At 48.1% G+C, this 16,261-nt stretch carries 22 protein-coding genes; all 22 read left to right on the forward strand.

All coding sequences use genetic code 11. From position 1 onward, the window contains the following. Positions 1 to 37: 37 nt before the first annotated feature. The 22 genes from KCX82_RS07225 to KCX82_RS07330 all read left to right on the forward strand — a co-directional run bounded on the left by KCX82_RS07225 (position 38) and on the right by KCX82_RS07330 (position 16,241). Positions 38 to 292, forward strand: coding sequence for a hypothetical protein (locus tag KCX82_RS07225; protein WP_227017776.1), 255 nt, complete (start codon positions 38 to 40; stop codon positions 290 to 292). Positions 293 to 455: 163 nt separating this feature from the next. After that, on the forward strand, positions 456 to 1,508 hold the full coding sequence (locus KCX82_RS07230) for a hypothetical protein (RefSeq protein ID WP_227017777.1): 1,053 nt from the start codon (positions 456 to 458) through the stop codon (positions 1,506 to 1,508). 87 nt (positions 1,509 to 1,595) lie between these two features. Beyond that, positions 1,596 to 3,467 (forward strand): DUF6329 domain-containing protein, encoded by a 1,872-nt coding sequence (locus tag KCX82_RS07235; RefSeq protein WP_227017778.1) that lies wholly within the window; start codon positions 1,596 to 1,598, stop codon positions 3,465 to 3,467. Between the two features lie 78 nt (positions 3,468 to 3,545). After that, the gene (locus KCX82_RS07240) at positions 3,546 to 3,776 is read left to right on the forward strand and encodes a hypothetical protein (protein ID WP_227017779.1); all 231 of its coding nucleotides are present in this window, start codon (positions 3,546 to 3,548) and stop codon (positions 3,774 to 3,776) included. A gap of 1 nt (position 3,777) precedes the next feature. Further along, positions 3,778 to 4,947, forward strand: coding sequence for an antirestriction protein ArdA (locus KCX82_RS07245; RefSeq protein ID WP_227017780.1), 1,170 nt, complete (start codon positions 3,778 to 3,780; stop codon positions 4,945 to 4,947). 81 nt (positions 4,948 to 5,028) lie between these two features. Continuing rightward, positions 5,029 to 5,568 (forward strand): hypothetical protein, encoded by a 540-nt coding sequence (locus tag KCX82_RS07250; RefSeq protein WP_227017781.1) that lies wholly within the window; start codon positions 5,029 to 5,031, stop codon positions 5,566 to 5,568. A 195-nt stretch (positions 5,569 to 5,763) separates the two neighbouring features. Next, positions 5,764 to 6,063: a hypothetical protein gene (locus KCX82_RS07255; protein WP_227017782.1), complete on the forward strand. Its 300-nt coding sequence runs from the start codon at positions 5,764 to 5,766 to the stop codon at positions 6,061 to 6,063. A gap of 248 nt (positions 6,064 to 6,311) precedes the next feature. Beyond that, a complete protein-coding gene (locus tag KCX82_RS07260; protein ID WP_227017783.1) occupies positions 6,312 to 7,145 on the forward strand; it encodes a DNA adenine methylase in 834 nt (277 codons plus the stop codon). Between the two features lie 15 nt (positions 7,146 to 7,160). Beyond that, positions 7,161 to 7,709, forward strand: a complete 549-nt coding sequence (locus KCX82_RS07265) for a hypothetical protein (protein ID WP_227017784.1) — start codon at positions 7,161 to 7,163, stop codon at positions 7,707 to 7,709. Beyond that, a complete protein-coding gene (locus KCX82_RS07270; RefSeq protein WP_227017785.1) occupies positions 7,699 to 8,460 on the forward strand; it encodes a DUF3849 domain-containing protein in 762 nt (253 codons plus the stop codon). Before KCX82_RS07265 ends, KCX82_RS07270 begins: the two co-directional genes overlap by 11 nt. Before the next feature lie 13 nt (positions 8,461 to 8,473). After that, positions 8,474 to 9,037: a YodL domain-containing protein gene (locus KCX82_RS07275; protein WP_227017786.1), complete on the forward strand. Its 564-nt coding sequence runs from the start codon at positions 8,474 to 8,476 to the stop codon at positions 9,035 to 9,037. Positions 9,038 to 9,085: 48 nt separating this feature from the next. Further along, positions 9,086 to 9,349 carry a DUF6133 family protein gene (locus KCX82_RS07280; RefSeq protein WP_227017787.1) on the forward strand — a complete coding sequence of 88 codons (264 nt, stop codon included), beginning with the start codon at positions 9,086 to 9,088 and terminating at the stop codon, positions 9,347 to 9,349. A gap of 33 nt (positions 9,350 to 9,382) precedes the next feature. Beyond that, on the forward strand, positions 9,383 to 9,736 hold the full coding sequence (locus KCX82_RS07285) for a SpoVG family protein (RefSeq protein ID WP_227017788.1): 354 nt from the start codon (positions 9,383 to 9,385) through the stop codon (positions 9,734 to 9,736). A 96-nt stretch (positions 9,737 to 9,832) separates the two neighbouring features. Next, a complete protein-coding gene (locus KCX82_RS07290) occupies positions 9,833 to 10,465 on the forward strand; it encodes an SAF domain-containing protein (protein ID WP_227017789.1) in 633 nt (210 codons plus the stop codon). Between the two features lie 12 nt (positions 10,466 to 10,477). Then, positions 10,478 to 11,791 (forward strand): P-loop NTPase family protein, encoded by a 1,314-nt coding sequence (locus KCX82_RS07295; protein ID WP_227017790.1) that lies wholly within the window; start codon positions 10,478 to 10,480, stop codon positions 11,789 to 11,791. After that, positions 11,792 to 12,745 carry a hypothetical protein gene (locus tag KCX82_RS07300; protein ID WP_227017791.1) on the forward strand — a complete coding sequence of 318 codons (954 nt, stop codon included), beginning with the start codon at positions 11,792 to 11,794 and terminating at the stop codon, positions 12,743 to 12,745. Positions 12,746 to 12,758: 13 nt separating this feature from the next. After that, positions 12,759 to 13,589, forward strand: a complete 831-nt coding sequence (locus KCX82_RS07305; RefSeq protein WP_227017792.1) for a hypothetical protein — start codon at positions 12,759 to 12,761, stop codon at positions 13,587 to 13,589. A 44-nt stretch (positions 13,590 to 13,633) separates the two neighbouring features. Beyond that, complete coding sequence (locus KCX82_RS07310) at positions 13,634 to 13,780, forward strand: hypothetical protein (RefSeq protein WP_227017793.1); 147 nt, start codon at positions 13,634 to 13,636, stop codon at positions 13,778 to 13,780. Between the two features lies 1 nt (position 13,781). Beyond that, complete coding sequence (locus tag KCX82_RS07315) at positions 13,782 to 13,925, forward strand: hypothetical protein (protein WP_227017794.1); 144 nt, start codon at positions 13,782 to 13,784, stop codon at positions 13,923 to 13,925. A 62-nt stretch (positions 13,926 to 13,987) separates the two neighbouring features. Continuing rightward, positions 13,988 to 14,401, forward strand: a complete 414-nt coding sequence (locus KCX82_RS07320; protein WP_227017795.1) for a hypothetical protein — start codon at positions 13,988 to 13,990, stop codon at positions 14,399 to 14,401. After that, positions 14,398 to 14,877 (forward strand): hypothetical protein, encoded by a 480-nt coding sequence (locus KCX82_RS07325; protein WP_227017796.1) that lies wholly within the window; start codon positions 14,398 to 14,400, stop codon positions 14,875 to 14,877. Before KCX82_RS07320 ends, KCX82_RS07325 begins: the two co-directional genes overlap by 4 nt. A gap of 26 nt (positions 14,878 to 14,903) precedes the next feature. After that, positions 14,904 to 16,241, forward strand: a complete 1,338-nt coding sequence (locus KCX82_RS07330; protein ID WP_227017797.1) for an Ig-like domain-containing protein — start codon at positions 14,904 to 14,906, stop codon at positions 16,239 to 16,241. The last annotated feature ends 20 nt before the right edge of the window (positions 16,242 to 16,261 follow it).

Raw genomic sequence — 16,261 nt, forward strand, 5'->3', positions numbered from 1 at the left:
GAGTTTTCTATTATTATGAATTAATGGAGGTGTCATTATGGAAATACCTAAGGATTTAAACTCAATTAAGAGCGCATATATGATGGCTAAAAGCGAAAATAATAAGCCCGAAATGAATCGGCTGAGGCAAGAAGCGTTAATGGCCATGAAAAATGATGCTCCTGTTTCTAAGACAGAAACCAAATACTCTGGTGTAACGGACTCTGCCAGAAACAAATATGATTCATTAGAATTAAGTGAAACTGGTAAACAAATTTCCAGAGCTGGAAGCGCTCCACAGTTAATTAATTAAAAACTACGTTGTGAGATAAATCAAGTAAAATTTACTAGTGCAGCTTTCCTATCTATAGGATAACTGTAAAATAGAATAGGTATTTGTATCAGGCCATATTACAGCATAATGCTGCGATATGGTCTTTTTTATTGAAACAACTTGCTTTAAAGGAGGGGTTAAGTTGAACAGCAACAGATATTTTCAGGAGATTAGCCGCAGACTCATGCAGTTTAATATCTCCGCGGAAGGAATCAAGGAAAACGGCGCCTTCTATTTTTCTTTCGACGGTGCACCGCTTTGTCATGTGGCGCCAGATGGCGCGAACTATCATTATTCAGAGCATCTGGACACGGAAGAGAAAAAAGGACTTTGCAGTCTGGTGACGGAAATTTCTGAGGAGACAAGAATATATGTACAGGCAGTGGAAAATGCCTCGCCACTAAAAGCCGCCGATCTGCGAGACGGATATAAGCTGCTAAGCGAACATGAGAATATCGTCTTGGCAGGAACAGATCTGGGAGAACACGGCTATCAGTTTGTAACTTGGCGATATACCTATGACAGAGAAGGTGTTACCCTTGGCCACTACTATCATAATGATTATTCCGGAGCCAAAGAGGATTTCGCAGTTCGATCCGGACTCATAAATAAGCACAAGCTGTTTGACAACGAAGAATTAAAGGAAGTCTATCGTGCTTTAGACCAGAGCCAGAAATATATCCCTTATCTTACATTTGACCAGGAACAAAAGATACTTGAGCTAAAAAAGAAAATCGAACATGTCTCACCAAAAGCGGTTGAAGCATATAAAACAGAGCAAGAGACACAAATGGAGAAGCCCATCTTCCATATTCAAATCGTGGTTGGCGATCTGGAAGAAGATCTTCTGAGGGTTAAAAAGGACACTGATGGCGCTGTTCTTATGCATGAACTGAAGTTGCCTGCAACTGCTTCCGAGCTGCAAGAAGCCTATAATTTTCAAACCAAAAACGAAACCTTCTATCAAATCGTGAAGTGTATCCGCTATCTGGATTTGGTCGGTGATATGTCCGTGATTGATTTGGATTGCTTGAATGAAGCGGCAAAGATAATTGACCAAATGGATGAATTGCAAATTTCAGAATTGCAGTTATCAATGAGAGGTAATCCTCCGGAAGATGAAGTACAACTAAAAGAACTCTGTGATAATATCCATGGGCCGTTACGGTTCATACAAAACCATCTGAATATGTAAATTTGTATAATGGCAGTTTTGAATATGAAGCTGTTATTTTTACTTTACAACCTTAACAGGGCATGACGAATACAAGGAGGAAATCATATGAAACGCATAGAAACTGCCCGATGGAAACCCACACCCAATCAGCCAAGCAAACTGGAGTACGACGGCCAGCGCACGGCACAGGAGGTTTTTGAAGAACTCTCCTATCGCCTTGAAAACACAGGATATCTCCCGGAAGAATATTTTTTATTGGATAGCGAGTGGCTGGATGGAAAGGAATTCCCCCAGAACGCCGATATCTTCTGCACGACGGATTATGGCGCCAGTGAGGGGATATATACAGACGTTTATCTTCGGATTTATGATGAGGGCAACGGCACCACAAAGAAATTCGCCACGGGAAAGACCCTTGGAGAAAGCGAGAGCGATCTTGATCGTATGAACCTCATCGCCTCAGCTATCACAAAAGCCTTTCATTCAGACGGCATACATGCCCGGTTCATTCGACTGGGTGAAGCTGAAAGGTCCGAGGGTCTCATTGTGCACCTGAACGAAGAGGAACGTCTGATTGTCGCTGACAGTCTCATAGAGATGAGAACGCAGCTTCAGGATAAAACCATGGCGGTAGAGAATCTTCTGCGCCGAGTAGCCGGAAGCATTACCGAATATATCAACATGGTCGGCGACCTCCCACTTAGGATCAGCGATACGGATCTTGCTATCCTGGCAATACAGGACGGCAACATGGCAGCGTTTCTTGAGGCGTTCCCAAAAGCAGAGGATCAGGGTGTCGTGCTAATCCACGCAGCTGGCCGTCCGGGCAGGATTGGAACGCAGATGACCTTGGAGATGCTCCAGAAAACGCAGAACAGCATCCCGAATGACATCTACCTGGATGCCTGTAAAAAAGCTGTCAACGCTGGGGATTCCGACAGGGTGGTGCTGATGATGCGGAATGCAGAATCCTCGGTGAAAGATTTGGATATGGGGCTGTTCGGCAAGATTGTCCGCTGCTCCCTTGAATATCATAGTGAAAACGGCCACAATCGTCGCATGGCACACACCCTTGTTCAGGAGTGCACCCCTGGGCAAATCCAGGCTGCCGACCCTGCTCTTCTGCTGCTTGCGCAGCGCCGCGAGGATTGGCAGATACTTTTTCGGCTTATTGAGCAGGGGATCAATGCGAACCAATACGCCGCAGAATTTTTCGACCAGCTATCCAGGCAAGGGAATGCCTGGATGATATACAGCTGTGTCGACCGCGGTATGAAGATTGATAATAATAATTTTGCCGCGTTTCATGCCTGCATTCGGCCTGAGTCAATAGATGCCGCAAAAAGACTGATTGAGCTCGGCACGGATTTTGACGGTTATCTGGAGTGGGCGGAAAAATATCATTCCGGAGAGAAGGATGAAAGTCTGATTAGTATCCTAAAAGAGTATTGGGAAAATGACATTAAGCCAAAGCGGGAATTAAAACTGAACGAAGTATTTGATCCTGACAGCCATCATCAAACGCAGTCAGAACTTAACGGTGACACGGAATATGTTTTCAAGCTTCAAGTCTATCCATCCTATCTTCCCGAAAAAAGGGGAAGACAATTCACACTGGAGCTTCCCGTATCAGAAAGTGAATTGTGGATTACGCTTTCCAAACACGGTATTAATGATTTCAGCCAATGTGATGTCGCAAGCTGTGAGTGCTCCATAAAAAGATTGTCCAACACCATGAATCTCGAAGGGAATATTCATGGGTTAAATCGGCTTGCAGCTCAAATTAAAGATATGATTGGAAACCAGGAGCGCGTAACAAAATTTCTTGCCGTACTGGAGGAAGCAAGGCCAAGTGAATTATCAGACGCCATCGATTGCATGGATGAGCTTGACCGCTATGAGTTACTTCCTCAGAATGTAAAAACTCCGGCAGATCAAATAAAAGAAATGGGAATAACGCAGGAACTAAATATGTAAACTGCAAGGGCTGGAGAGCCGAGCGTGGGATGCACCTCTATTCTCCGGCCCTTTTGCTTTCAGGAAAGGGAAAATGCCATGATAGTACGATACCGAAAAAATAAGAACATCGCCCATTACGATTCGGAAAGCTTCACGACAACCGGAAAGCGCGAATCGATTGAATCTCTGCACGGCCCATTCAAAAGCTGCGGCGAATGCCCGTATCCTTCCCACGGATTTATCTGCTACAGATCAGAGGGCGATTGCCTCAGGACCGATGTGGAAAAAATCCAGAGAAAAAACAGAAAGGAAGAAGTCGATGTTTGAAATGACGCTACGAAGATATGACGCCCCATCCTACCGTACAGCTGTCATTGCGTTTCCCGCATCTGAACCGGATTTGGAAAAGCTTCTGGATGAAATCGGCGTTGGCATAACTATAGAGAAAAATTGTCTGGTGGACAAGATCAGCGGTGATGAAAGGGCGTTGCAGGGGTTGGTCGACCAGTACATCAACGCCGATGAGATGCAGTACCTCGCCAAGCGTCTGGACAGTCTTGACAAAAGCGAGATGCAGACCTTTCGGGCAGCAGTTCATGCCGAGCAGCTTATTACAGTAAAAGACATGATCAACCTTACCTTCAATCTTCACGCATATACTGTTGTCATCGACTTCTCCGATATCACCAGAATCGGAAAAAATTATGAACTGAATCGGCAGCTTGTCATGAACACCCGGCAAATGGAGCAGACAGATTTTGCAGAGATTGGGAGAAGGCTTATTAGTGACCAAAAAGGCGTCGTTACACCATATGGCGTGCTGTATTCCACCGGAAATGAGAAACAGGAGCTTTACAACGGCGAACAGTTCCCGGAGTACAGCTATCGCGGCGAAGATGTGGCAACAGTCAGGCTAGAGGTGGGCGATTATCAGAGTGGAGTAAAATACGAATATCTGTATCTGCCCTGCTGGGAGGTCGAAATCCGAAAGGCGCTCTGTCGCCTTGGCGTAGAAACCATCCAACCCTGCGTCACAACGCTGGACTGCCACGCAATGAGCGAGGAGGTCTACCGGATTTTCACCGAAGACTATCCTCTCTCCGAACACATGGACACCCTCAATAATCTGGCGCGGTCATATACTGGCTTTGATGATCAAGGCCGTGACGCGTTCCATGCCATCGTGAAAATGGCACAGCCCAAAACTCCGGAGGATGTAGCGGTACTGGCGGATAATTTTTATGAATTCACTGCAGTGCCGGGGCTCAAAACCCCCACGGAGTATGGCAGGTACATGATCATAGAATCCGGCCATTACGATTTAGATGAAAATCTGGAGGAATACATTGATTTCAAAGGATATGGAGAACACCGCATCCAAATGGAAAACGGAAGATTTACCGATTATGGATACATTGTCTACCGGGGCAGCACTCCCGCCGTGGAGGAACTGCTTTGCCAAAATGATCGGCAAAATATAAAAATGGGGGGTATGTAGCATGCTGAAACATGCAAATGGGATAGCTATGTTCCTGGGCCATCCTGAACATCACTAAAATTGCAATGAGAGGTGTAAAAAATGGATAATGAAAATTTACAGTCGGCCTATATTGAGCAGCTGAATGCCCTGCTGCCGAAAGTGGACTTTGCAAGGCTGGACAGATCCTGCAATTCAAACAATGACGAATACGCCAAAGAGATATTGAAGCAGATGCACGATCTGTTCGTGGAGGTCTACAACACCGACAATCTCGACTGTGGATATGAATTCGTTCAGCTGCCGGCTGTTATCCGGGGGCGAAACACCGGCCATATTGGACTTGGCCTAATCTACCTTGATCTTCAGTCCTCCGGTGAACACTGGGGCACCTTCTTTTTAACCCCGCGGGGAGTGATTGACCAGGGATTTGAAAAGATGAGGCCTGCGGATTCCAAATACCTTTCGGCGGTATATATTCCTTATGACTATTGGTATACCGTATCTATCGAGCGTGATCATCACGTGGACTTTGACCATATCCCAGAGAAAGTCGCGGAACTGTTGAATTCCTGCTATCCGGATCAGCCAGAGCTGGAGCAGCACAGCGATATCCCAGGGCAGGGCGTGGAAATGGGATGAGGGCATATGAAGGATTACCCCTATCCGAGCCATAGAATTATCACGAATAATGAGCAAATCCCGCTTGGGACAATGTGTATTAAAGGTTATTCGAGATAATTTCTTTTTCATGATAAAGCTATAAAATAAAGAATTCTTTATTTCTAGCTATTCCACAAAAAGTGTGGCATTGTGTTGTGCTAAGGAGGTGAGCCAATGGAGCAGATGGATATAAAAATACTGGAACTGCTGGAGCAAAGCCTTTTTGAGCGGACACAGGTTGCCTATGAGCGGATGATGGCAGACCATCCCCGGCTTAAGGAAACCGCCCACGAGGTTGCCGGGCTCAGCGAGGAAATTGAGCAAAACAAAGCCATGGACACGGGAAGCAGGGAGTTGATGAAGCGGTTTTTATCGTTGTCCAAAGAAGCAGACTATGAATATCAAAAATACCTGTACATCCAAGGCGCCAGGGACTGTGTGGCAATACTCAGAGAGCTTGGCGTAATCAAGTAGCACGGACAAAGACAACCGTGCTTTTTTTATCCCAAATTTGATCAGTGGGGCCGTTTTCCCAAAAGGATAGCGACCCTGCTTTTTTTTGCGCCTTTTTTCGGGAAAGCAGCCTGAAAAAGGAGGTGTTCCGATGTGGAACAAAAAAATGGCGGAGCTCAGAGCGGGCTCATGAAAGCACGAACCCTGCATTTGGGCAATGGGCAGCTTCGACTGACGCTGGGGGGAGGTGATGATTCCTGAACAGCTTCATGTCATGGATTGGCGGAAAGAAGGCCCTGCGTGAGCTGATCGTCGCTCTCTTTCCACCGTATTACGAGCGATATATCGAGGTGTTCGGCGGCGGAGGCTGGGTGCTGTTTCACAAACCTCCCGCCAATGATTTCGAGGTCTACAACGATTTCAACAGCCTGCTCACAAACCTTTACCGATGCGTACGGGAAAAGCCGCAGGAACTGACGGAAGCCCTGAGGTTTGTACTCAACTCCAGAGAGGACTTTGAACTGGTGCGCAGCACCCTTGCCCGCGACAGCACCGCAAGTGACGTACAAAGGGCGGCATGGTTTTATCAGCTTATTCGCTACAGCTATGCCTCTGGGCTTACAAGCTATGGCAGCCAGCCACACGATATCCGCTCCAACTTTCCCCTCATTGAGCAAGCTCACCGGCGCCTTGCAAAGGTGGTGATCGAAAACAAGGACTGCGTCCATCTGATCCGGCAGTACGACCGCCCTGTCAGTTTCTTTTATTGCGATCCCCCGTACTTTGAAACCGAGGGGTACTACAAAAATATCGGCGAGGACGGATTCTGCAGAAAGGATCATGTCCGGCTTAGGGATACCCTGATGCGAATCGAGGGGAAATTCCTGTTGTCCTACAACGACTGTGATTTTATCCGAGAGTTGTACGACACTCCAGGCGTCATGATCGAAGCGTTTACCCGGATCAACAACATCAAGCAGCGGTACGATAACGGCGCACAGTTCCCTGAAATACTCATCGCCAATTACGACATGTGGGAGCGAGGCAGAGAAGCGCCCATGCAGATAAATTTGTTCGAGCTGCCGGGCAGCGAAAATTTTTAAGGAGGATTAGACCATATGAAAAATAACGAGTACCCCGAGATTATGCTCCCCGAACGCGCCTGTGAGTTATGCGGCTTTGACGGCGGGAACGCGCTGGAACTTCACGCCGGCGAGGATGTCCTCGTCATTCACAAAGAACAGATGACCGCGATAGAGATGGTACATGTGATTTCCATGCTCAGCGAAATGTCCACCGACTTGACCGTAGCCCTCGCCAAAGCCTGCGGCAGGTGTAATAACTGCGGAGGCGAGGATGACGACACAGGCGAAAATGACCCTGCCCAGTGGGTGGAGAGCTGTTCTCTTTGCCGGGATTTGCTGGACGACAGCCAGAACATTTATATCCCCGATTATCTTCTGAAAGAAGCAGGGATCTCCAGCAGTGCCAAGCTGGAAGCCAGTGCGGACAGGGACGGCGGTGAGATTACGGTCACAGAAGCGGGAAATCAGTTCGACATCTCCGATGTCCCGCCCGGCATTCTTACAGTACTGGCACAGAGCGGTATCTGCCTCGCGGAGCTGGATGAGTTGATTATGCTGGAGGAAATCGTCTATGGAAAATGATTTTATTTATCTTTATCCCTATTCCCGAAATGAAGCAAAGCGATTGAATCAGATTAACCTTTGGCGTGACAGTCATAAGGAAAACATCCTCTGCAAAAAATTCATAGAGGACGCGATCCGTCGAGATTTCGACGGGACGCACCTGAAAGCCGACTGCGCCGAGAGCGTCATCGCGGCATATGGCTACAAGCGCGTGAACTGGGTGCTTGCAAACACCGTCAAGCAGCAGGATTGGAACAAGGATTTCTCCGAGGATAACAAAGAATGGGCGAAGCACCCCTATATTCCGCCCGACAAGGACAGCGTCTATAACCAAAATTATAATCTGGACTTCGTGATGGACAGTCACCCCGCAGTGCTGGACGGCTTCATCTATCAGTATCGCCTCGCATATCAGGCTCTCGGACTGTTTGACTTTACCAACTGCGAATTAGACTCCAAATATCTGAACTATGAGGGAAAGGTGTTGGTACTGTCGCAGGATATCCTCAGCGAAAGTCACTGGAATCCGAAGAACCAGCTCTGGCTGGCAACTTGGGGGTTCGGCTGCGACCCTAATTCTTCCGGCAGGGCGGTGTTTGCCACCTGCCTCGCCGATGGCGAGAAAACCCGCTGGAACCGCGCGGACTTTACGGGAATTCTCAAGGAGGCCCTTCTTCCTGACTGGGCCAGCGAAAAACTTGCGGAGCTTCAGAAACAGCAAACATCGGACAGTGAAACGGCCGTTATGGGAGGGCTGGAAATGAAGTGATGGAGGTGATAACATGCCGGGCATTATGATCAAAAGCGGCATGATTTCCTACTATGGAACCCCTGCCGGATATACCGAAAAGGATCAGGCGGTTGTCGACCGCATCTTTCAGTGTGACGAGCTGGCCGCATGGCTGCAGAGCCGGGGGTTGACGCCGATTTGGACTGACGGCGTACTGGAGCGATTCCTTGCAGGAGAGGGGATGAATGGCAGTGAAAATGCCGCCCCACTGAAAAGTGTCCGCATCTGGCAGCTTGATTCCAGGGTCGATGTGCGCATGAAATTCATCCGCTATGAGGATATGCTCCAGCAGTTTGGAGCGCCGCAACCGCAGGATTACCGGGTCGCCTACGACGGTCAGCTTGAAACCAATGATCTGGAGAGAATCTATGAACGGTTCAGTACACGGCAGCCTCCCGGCTTTTCCGGTCATCCTCTGAACATGTCCGACGTGATCGAGCTGTATGATGCAGATGGAAGCACATTTTACTATGTGGACCGCTCCGACTTTCGCCAGATCGGATTTGAGAGGCAGGAACAAACCCAACGCAAGGGAATGAGTATGCAGACAGTCTAAGCTGTCTCTTTTACTGCCCTGAAACGAATACAAATGGAGGATTATCCAATGATCAGATTTTTAAAAAGAATAAAGGATCGCATGGTAAGCAGGATCGGAGCGGCGATTTCTTTTGCCGTTCCTGTTTTTTCCGGAGCGAAAATCGTACTTGCCGATAACCGTGCCGAAGGCTACGTGGATACAGCCATCAAGATTCTGATGTCGGTGGTTATCGGCGCCCTGATACTGGCGGGGCTGTATGCACTGTTTGGCGATACGGTGCTGCCAACGTTGACAGAGCGTATCGAGGATATGTTTAATTATGGCGGCTGAGAATGCCGGCCATTCTGAAAGGAGATCAACACAATGTCAAAAAACATGAAAGAAGCCGTACCCAAGTACGACGTGAAAATCCACTCCATTCATCCGGAGGGTACTCTTCGCGCCACTGCGTCGGTGAATATCTACGGTGATTTTGCCGTCCGCGGCGTTAAGGTGATGGAGGGTACGAATGGGCTGTTTGTGTCCATGCCCAGCTACAAGGCGGGAAACGGAGAATATAAGGATATTTGCTTCCCTTGCACCAAGGAGGCGAAAGCTGAATTTGATAACGCAGTGCTCTCTGCGTACCAGCAGACGTTGGCTCAGGGACAAGTCAAGGCTACTCAGCAGGAAGCCTCTTCTCCGTCCCAGAACCAGCCTGCCATGACTGGAATGTAGGAGGAAAATTGAGAAATTAGTTTTCCGTGTAATGAAGCTTATAATTGGATGGAAGGGAGAACAAACTTGCAGCAAAACAACAGAATAAGCATGGAAATGAAAAAAGCAATGGCAGGCATCATCGTCATTATCGCGGCGTTGAGCCTGCTGTTTTATTGGGAGGGTTACGGCAGGGAGCATACAAAGTATGAGCAGGTAATCTGCGCGTCCGCGGAAATCCAGAAGGGGCAGACGATCACGGATGAGCTGCTTACAGAAAAATCCCTGCCGAAGGACAGCCTCATTAACGGAGTGATAAAAGATAAATCGGAGCTCGACGGAACCGTTGCGGCTCAATATATCCCTGCCGGGGCTCAGGTCTGCAGGAAAATGACCTATACAAACGACTTCTATATCGATACGGACCGGGGAGAGTCCATCTATAAGCTACCGGCAGAGTGGATCGACAGCCGGAGCGCCGCCGTCCGCAGGGGCGACACGATCGAAATCTACCTCGCGGACGGCAAGCAGAAACTTGGGGAATACATGGTTGCCTATGTGAGGGATGCCCAGGAGCGCGAAGTCTCCAGCGCGGCGGGGCAGGAGTATGCGGACATGCTGAACCGCACGGATGCGACGGGAGTCATTGACCACATAGAGATCATCGCCACTCAGGAGGAATACGAGGCACTCTATCAGGTGATAGGCAGTACTGGGCAGCGCCTTCTGATTGTACAGAAAGCGGAATAGGAGGAAACGAAGTTGAACCAGGAAGAATATTTCCAGGAGCTGTGCAGAAGCGTTTCCGACAACTTCTTCGAGGAATGGGAAAACGCCTCCCATATGCAGGACCAGTCGCAGAAAATAAAGAAGGCAATCATAGGGTATCAGGATGAGGTTGAAGAATTCATCCAAAAAATTAGGAGCTTCCTTGTACAGAACAAGTGTGAAGATGTCTGGTATCCTGCCTGTTACGAATCGCTTGAATGGGCAGTCTACCACGAGAACTGGGGACTCTCCGGCATGGCGGAATGGTTTTCGGAAAGCTACAGGGAAAGCAGCTCCGCAAAAATAATCGGTGATAGGATATATTTTTTGGATGACGGTCAGATGAAGCTCATGCCCCAGAAGATAAGCCGCGAAAGACGGGAACAGCTTGTGAGGGCGCTCCTGCTTCTCACTCCTGAGGAAAGGCTGGACAAGGAGTTCCATGAGATTTACATGTTGGACGGGACCAGGATCACGATTTTCAGCGGCGGCATGACAAAGCCGGACCAGGATGTGATCATTTTTAGGAGATATATCATCCCCACCTATACCTTTGAAGAGCAGGCGGAAAGGGGAACAATCCCCGCGGAGGCCGTGCCGCTTTTCAAAGAGTGGGTGAAGCTTGGGTATAACGTGGTGTTTACGGGCGCCATCAGAAGCTCAAAGACGACTTTTCTTGCCACTTGGCAAAGCTATGAGGATCCCAGCCTCGAGGGTGTCATGCTGGAGACGGATCCGGAGATCCCCATTCACAAGCTCATCCCAGAGGCCCCGGTAGTGCAGCTTATCGCAGACAACGAAAAACTTGCCGGGATCTCAAAGAACCTGCTCCGAAGCGACGCAGACTATTTCATCCTGGGAGAAGCAAGAGACGGCATAGCCCTCGACACCGCCGTAAGAATCGCGGGGAAGGGCACGAGGCGGATGAAGATGACCTTCCATATCCGTGAACCTTTGGATTTCCCAAATGACGCGGCATGGGAAATTTCCCGTTCCGTTGGAGGGGATATGAAGACGATGGCCCTGCGGGTAGCCGGCGCCTTTGATTATATCTTTCATTTTATTCAGCTTAAGGATAAAAGCCGGAAACGACTGAATGCAATCTATGAGATGAGCTGTGACCGCGTAACAGGAGAAATCTCCATGGTCCGGATTTGCAGCTATGATTTGGACAGGGATACCTGGCGGTGGAACTATTATATAGGTGAGGAGAAGCAGATGCTGGGCGAAGATGAGGATCTGATTGCATTTAAGGCCTTTGATCAATTACTGAAAGAACTGGATGAGCAATCAGAGGAGGTGGTCTAGTTGTCCTATCGGAATTTACCAATCATACTTCTTGCATCCATATTATTTATAGCAGGTATAACTATCCTTGTCGTGAAAGGTCTAACGGAATGGAAGCAATTGATCTTAGCTGAGATGAACAGTTACCGCAAGCGCAGAGAAAAAAAGGCGGCGGGGAAACCGGAAGGCAGGCTTGATCGGTCTCTCCGGTATCTGCTTGAAACGGCGTGGGGTGGAAGGGTCTCAGTGGGGGCGTTTAAGAGCATCACCGCACTTCTCTTTCTGCTCTTTCTCATTATCGGCTCCGCAATTTTTAATTATTCAACCGGGCTGGTAATGGCGGCGGCAGCTGGCGCAGCGCCTTTTCTTCTTTTGCGTGTGAAACTTGAACGAGAACGGTCCCGCGCCAGCTTTGAGGCGGAGCAGCTTGTTGTTTCCATTCTCAACAAGTACCGGATATCCCGCTTTAACATTGAAGAAGCGTTGGAGGCGGTGATTGAGGATGTCGCCGATCTGCCGCTGACACGAAAAATGCTCTTTCATCTTCTGATCAAGATGAGGACTACGAAAAACATGGAGGAAATCCGGGACGCGACAAGGATCTTTGCGTACAATATCGGAACCAACTGGGCGAAAATGCTTGCAAACAATATCTTTCAGGCGGAAGCTAAAGGAATGAACGTTGTTGTATCCCTGGAGGATATCCTGTCGCAGCTGAGGGAAGCAAGGGTACTTGCTGAGGAAAGGAAGCGAAGCAATTTAGAATCCGTTATCCTGGTAAAGCTGTTTTGTCCGGGAATTTATCTGGTCTTCTCATATTTTGCCATAGAAAAATTCGATTTGGGCCTTACCGGCTTTCTGTATCAGCAGTTCATGACGAAACAGGGACTCATCCTGTTTATCTATTTTCTGCTTCTTTTTTTTACCGGTTACCTTCTGCTGGAGTTGGTGCAAAATAAAAAATTTGATTTTTAGAGGGGGTGGAGCTTTGTTTGTGGACATTGTGATCTATGTCCTGGCGGGGATTCTTCTCATTACAGGGATATTAATTCTCATATACCGTGAGAAAAGCTTCAATACAGGGCAAAAGCTGCAGGTTCAGATTGACATTATAAAAGGCCAGTTTAAGGGAAGGCAGGATAATATCCTGACGGGGACTCGTTACTACTTCGATAAGGATATTTATCATGGAATACGCTTCGCGGGAGGCGCTTTTTTATTTGGGTATGGGTTTCTCTCGCACAATTGGGCGTTCATAATGCTCGCCATCGCGTTTATTCTTTTGACAATCCCAAAGAGCAACCTGAAGGGGATCAAAACGCCTTTCTTCTATTTCAACCGTGCATTTTCTCAGTATGAAAAACGGAAAGCTGACGGCGAACTGCTTGAGCTGATCGGGTTTTTGAAAAATTTGGCGACGCTGCAGAGCCGAAACTCCGTGGGAGCGGAATATATCATCTCAGAGCTAGCGTCGGTGGCCGAATTCACAAAACCGGCGTTTCTCATGATGCTGAACAAGCTTTGGCTGAATCGGAAAGAGGAGGCGTATGAAACCTTTTCATCCGCTGTCAACACAGAAATGGGAAGGGATTTGGCTCACCTGCTCATTGAGCTTGATGAACTGAAACCCCTTGAGCTGCAGGAGGTCATCTTAATGCAGCAAAGACAGGCGCAAAGCATAAGGAGCACCAGGCTCCGGCGCAGCGACGAGACAGTCAGCGTGCTGGTCTATCTCCCTGTCATCGCCGCCATCATGGTGGTATTCTTGGATTTTGTCGTTTTAATTCAAATGAAAATCGGATACGGGGTCTTTCAGTGATTGATCCCAAGCTCAGAAAAACATTTAGTAGGAGGAAAGATAATATGAAACAGGTTATTGTAATGATCGCTATGGTAATGCTCGGCCTTGCCCTCGCGGGGCTGGTCGGCGAGTTTGCGAAAAGCGCGGGTACCATTGCGGATTCGTCCATGGATCAGATCGAAGAGATCACGGTTCCATCCGTAAGATAGGATGAAACAGGTAATCGTGATGATCGCAATGCTGATGCTTGGACTTGCCATTTACTCTCTCGTCGCGGGCGACGACGATTCCATCAAAAGTTCAGTGGGAGGCTTGTGGAGAAGTGAAATCGAGCAGCAGCAGACATACCCGTAAAAAGAGAATATATATAAAGCCGGGGAAGCTTCTCCGGCTTTATTACTAGGGAGAAAGCAACAATGAAACAGGTGATCGTATTGGCCGCCATACTTCCTCTGCTCCTTATTTTCATCGTGCAGTTTACCCTTCAGGAGAAAAACGCGCAGATGAAGATGGACGTTGCGAGTGATGTTTATACGGCGGCGGAGCAGGCCAGGCAGGACGGGTGCTTCACTGAGGCAAACCTCAGCAGACTGAGGCAGCAGCTTGCCTCAAGGGCAGGAACGCAGGAATCGGAAATCGTGATCGACGCGGACGAGGTGCCGAAATACAGGGTGAACAGCTACAATGAAAATGAAAGGATCCATTACAGGATAGAAGTGCCGGTAGCAAGTGTAATGGCGGGCAATCGCTTCTTCGGCATTAGCGACGAGGAAAACAGGGGCATCTTTGTAATTGAAAACGAAATAGCGAGTGAGAGGTTAAGGCCATGAAAATATTGATTGTCGGAGTTGCGATTATATTGATCAATGTCATGTCACTCACGTTTCATGCCGACTACGCGCGCTATGAGCTGACAGAACAGGCAATGAAAAACGAGGCTGACAAATGTGCTGCCGCCGCTGTCTTGTATTTTAACGAGGAAGCCTATGGTGAAGGAGAGCTTTTGTTGAAGGATGAGGATGCGGTGGCGACAGTGGAAGGAATGCTGAATAAAAAATGCACATGGCAGATGCACATTTTTGACGATTCGGGCAGGCACAGGACATATGAGGACGGCAAGCTGAAGACTGACACCGCATTTTCTTATCCCTACACCTTTATAGACGAGGCAGGGCATGAAACCGTAATCGAGCAGCCCGCTGTTATCGTCACAGTAAGCTACGAATCGGACTTTTACAGGCTTAACGGAGTCCCTCAAAAGGTCATAATGAGGAGCTCAATGTACACCGTAAATGGAAGGAGATAAAACAATTAGAAGATTGGAGATTTACAATGGGAAATAAAACCACGAATATAATGAATTTCAGGGGAGAGGGATACAAGCCTAATATTACCAGAAAAGCGATTAGCATATTTCTAATTGCCATTCTGATTGCAGGATCATTTTATGCAGGCCAGTTCTTTTCTCCTAATGTATCCTACGCCGCGAATATAAATGGGCCAACGGTTATCGGTGTTGATACGTCGATCGGTGCAGGGAATACCTGCACAATACAGACGAAAGGCATCTATGAAATCCTGGCAAGCGCGACAGCCGGGGCAAACGGAAACGCACCTACCGGAGACGGAGGAAGAGGCGGAACGGGCCAGAGCGTAAGATTCACCTTAAACTTGAATGCCGGAGATATTCTAACGATTCAGCAGAATGCCGGAGGAGCCGGTGCAGAAGGTGGACGCAAAAGAAAAGGAAGCTATACGGCTATTGGAGGAAATGGCGGCGATGGGGGAAACGGAGTTACGGTTCTAAATAACAATGATTTTCTTCTCAGTGTACAAGGCGGATCAGGCGGAGGCGGAGACGGTGACCAGGTAAGCTCCGGGGCAAGTGCGGCTGGGGGAAGAGGCGGAACGGGTGGATATTCTGCCGGAGGCACCTGCTTAGCAAGCCCTGGCTCAGGAGGTGCAGGAGGACATGCGGGAATTCCCCCGGGATCAGGAGAAAACGGAAGCAATGGCACAGGACTATATATAGACACATCAAAGGTCAGCACTTACAATCTGGCAAACGGCTCATATACAGGAGCCTGGGGCTGTGTACTAACCTTGCGGTCAGAATATAAGAATGATATTGCGACATTCCAGACAGTTACCATGTCAGTAAAATATGGGACCACTTACGAACAAGCTCTTTTGAAATTGCCCACGAAGGTAAAGGCAAATTGTACGCAAGGACTGTTCGAGATCCCTGTAACTTGGAAATGCGAAACCTTTGATCAAACGTTACCTGGGGTTTATACTTTTGAAGGCATACTGGGAGCATTACCAGGCGATGTTAAGAATCCATTATTGCTGTTTCCAACTGCAAATGTAACCCTTGTGGCCGTTGGCGCAGAGCAAACCTATGACAAACTTAAACAGATCGAGGTACCGAGGATCACCTGTGTTGCCGGCAAACCATACAACGATTTTATTGCAGCATACGACGACATGACACCCGTGACGGCGGACGGGGTTTCGATTACAAATGATTCCGATAAGGATAAAGTCATCCATGTAAGCGCATTATTTGAAACGGAAGGGACACATGTAATTGTTATCCAGGGCAACACTTTTATCTTTAAAGTGGTGAATGAGCCGGACAGCAGTAATGTCAATGTGGTTTTTAACTAAGTAGGCAAGGTTATCTTCGA

Origin of the sequence: Sinanaerobacter chloroacetimidivorans (genome assembly GCF_018128545.1) — a bacterium.
Taxonomy (GTDB): Bacteria; Bacillota; Clostridia; order Peptostreptococcales; family Anaerovoracaceae; genus Sinanaerobacter; species Sinanaerobacter chloroacetimidivorans.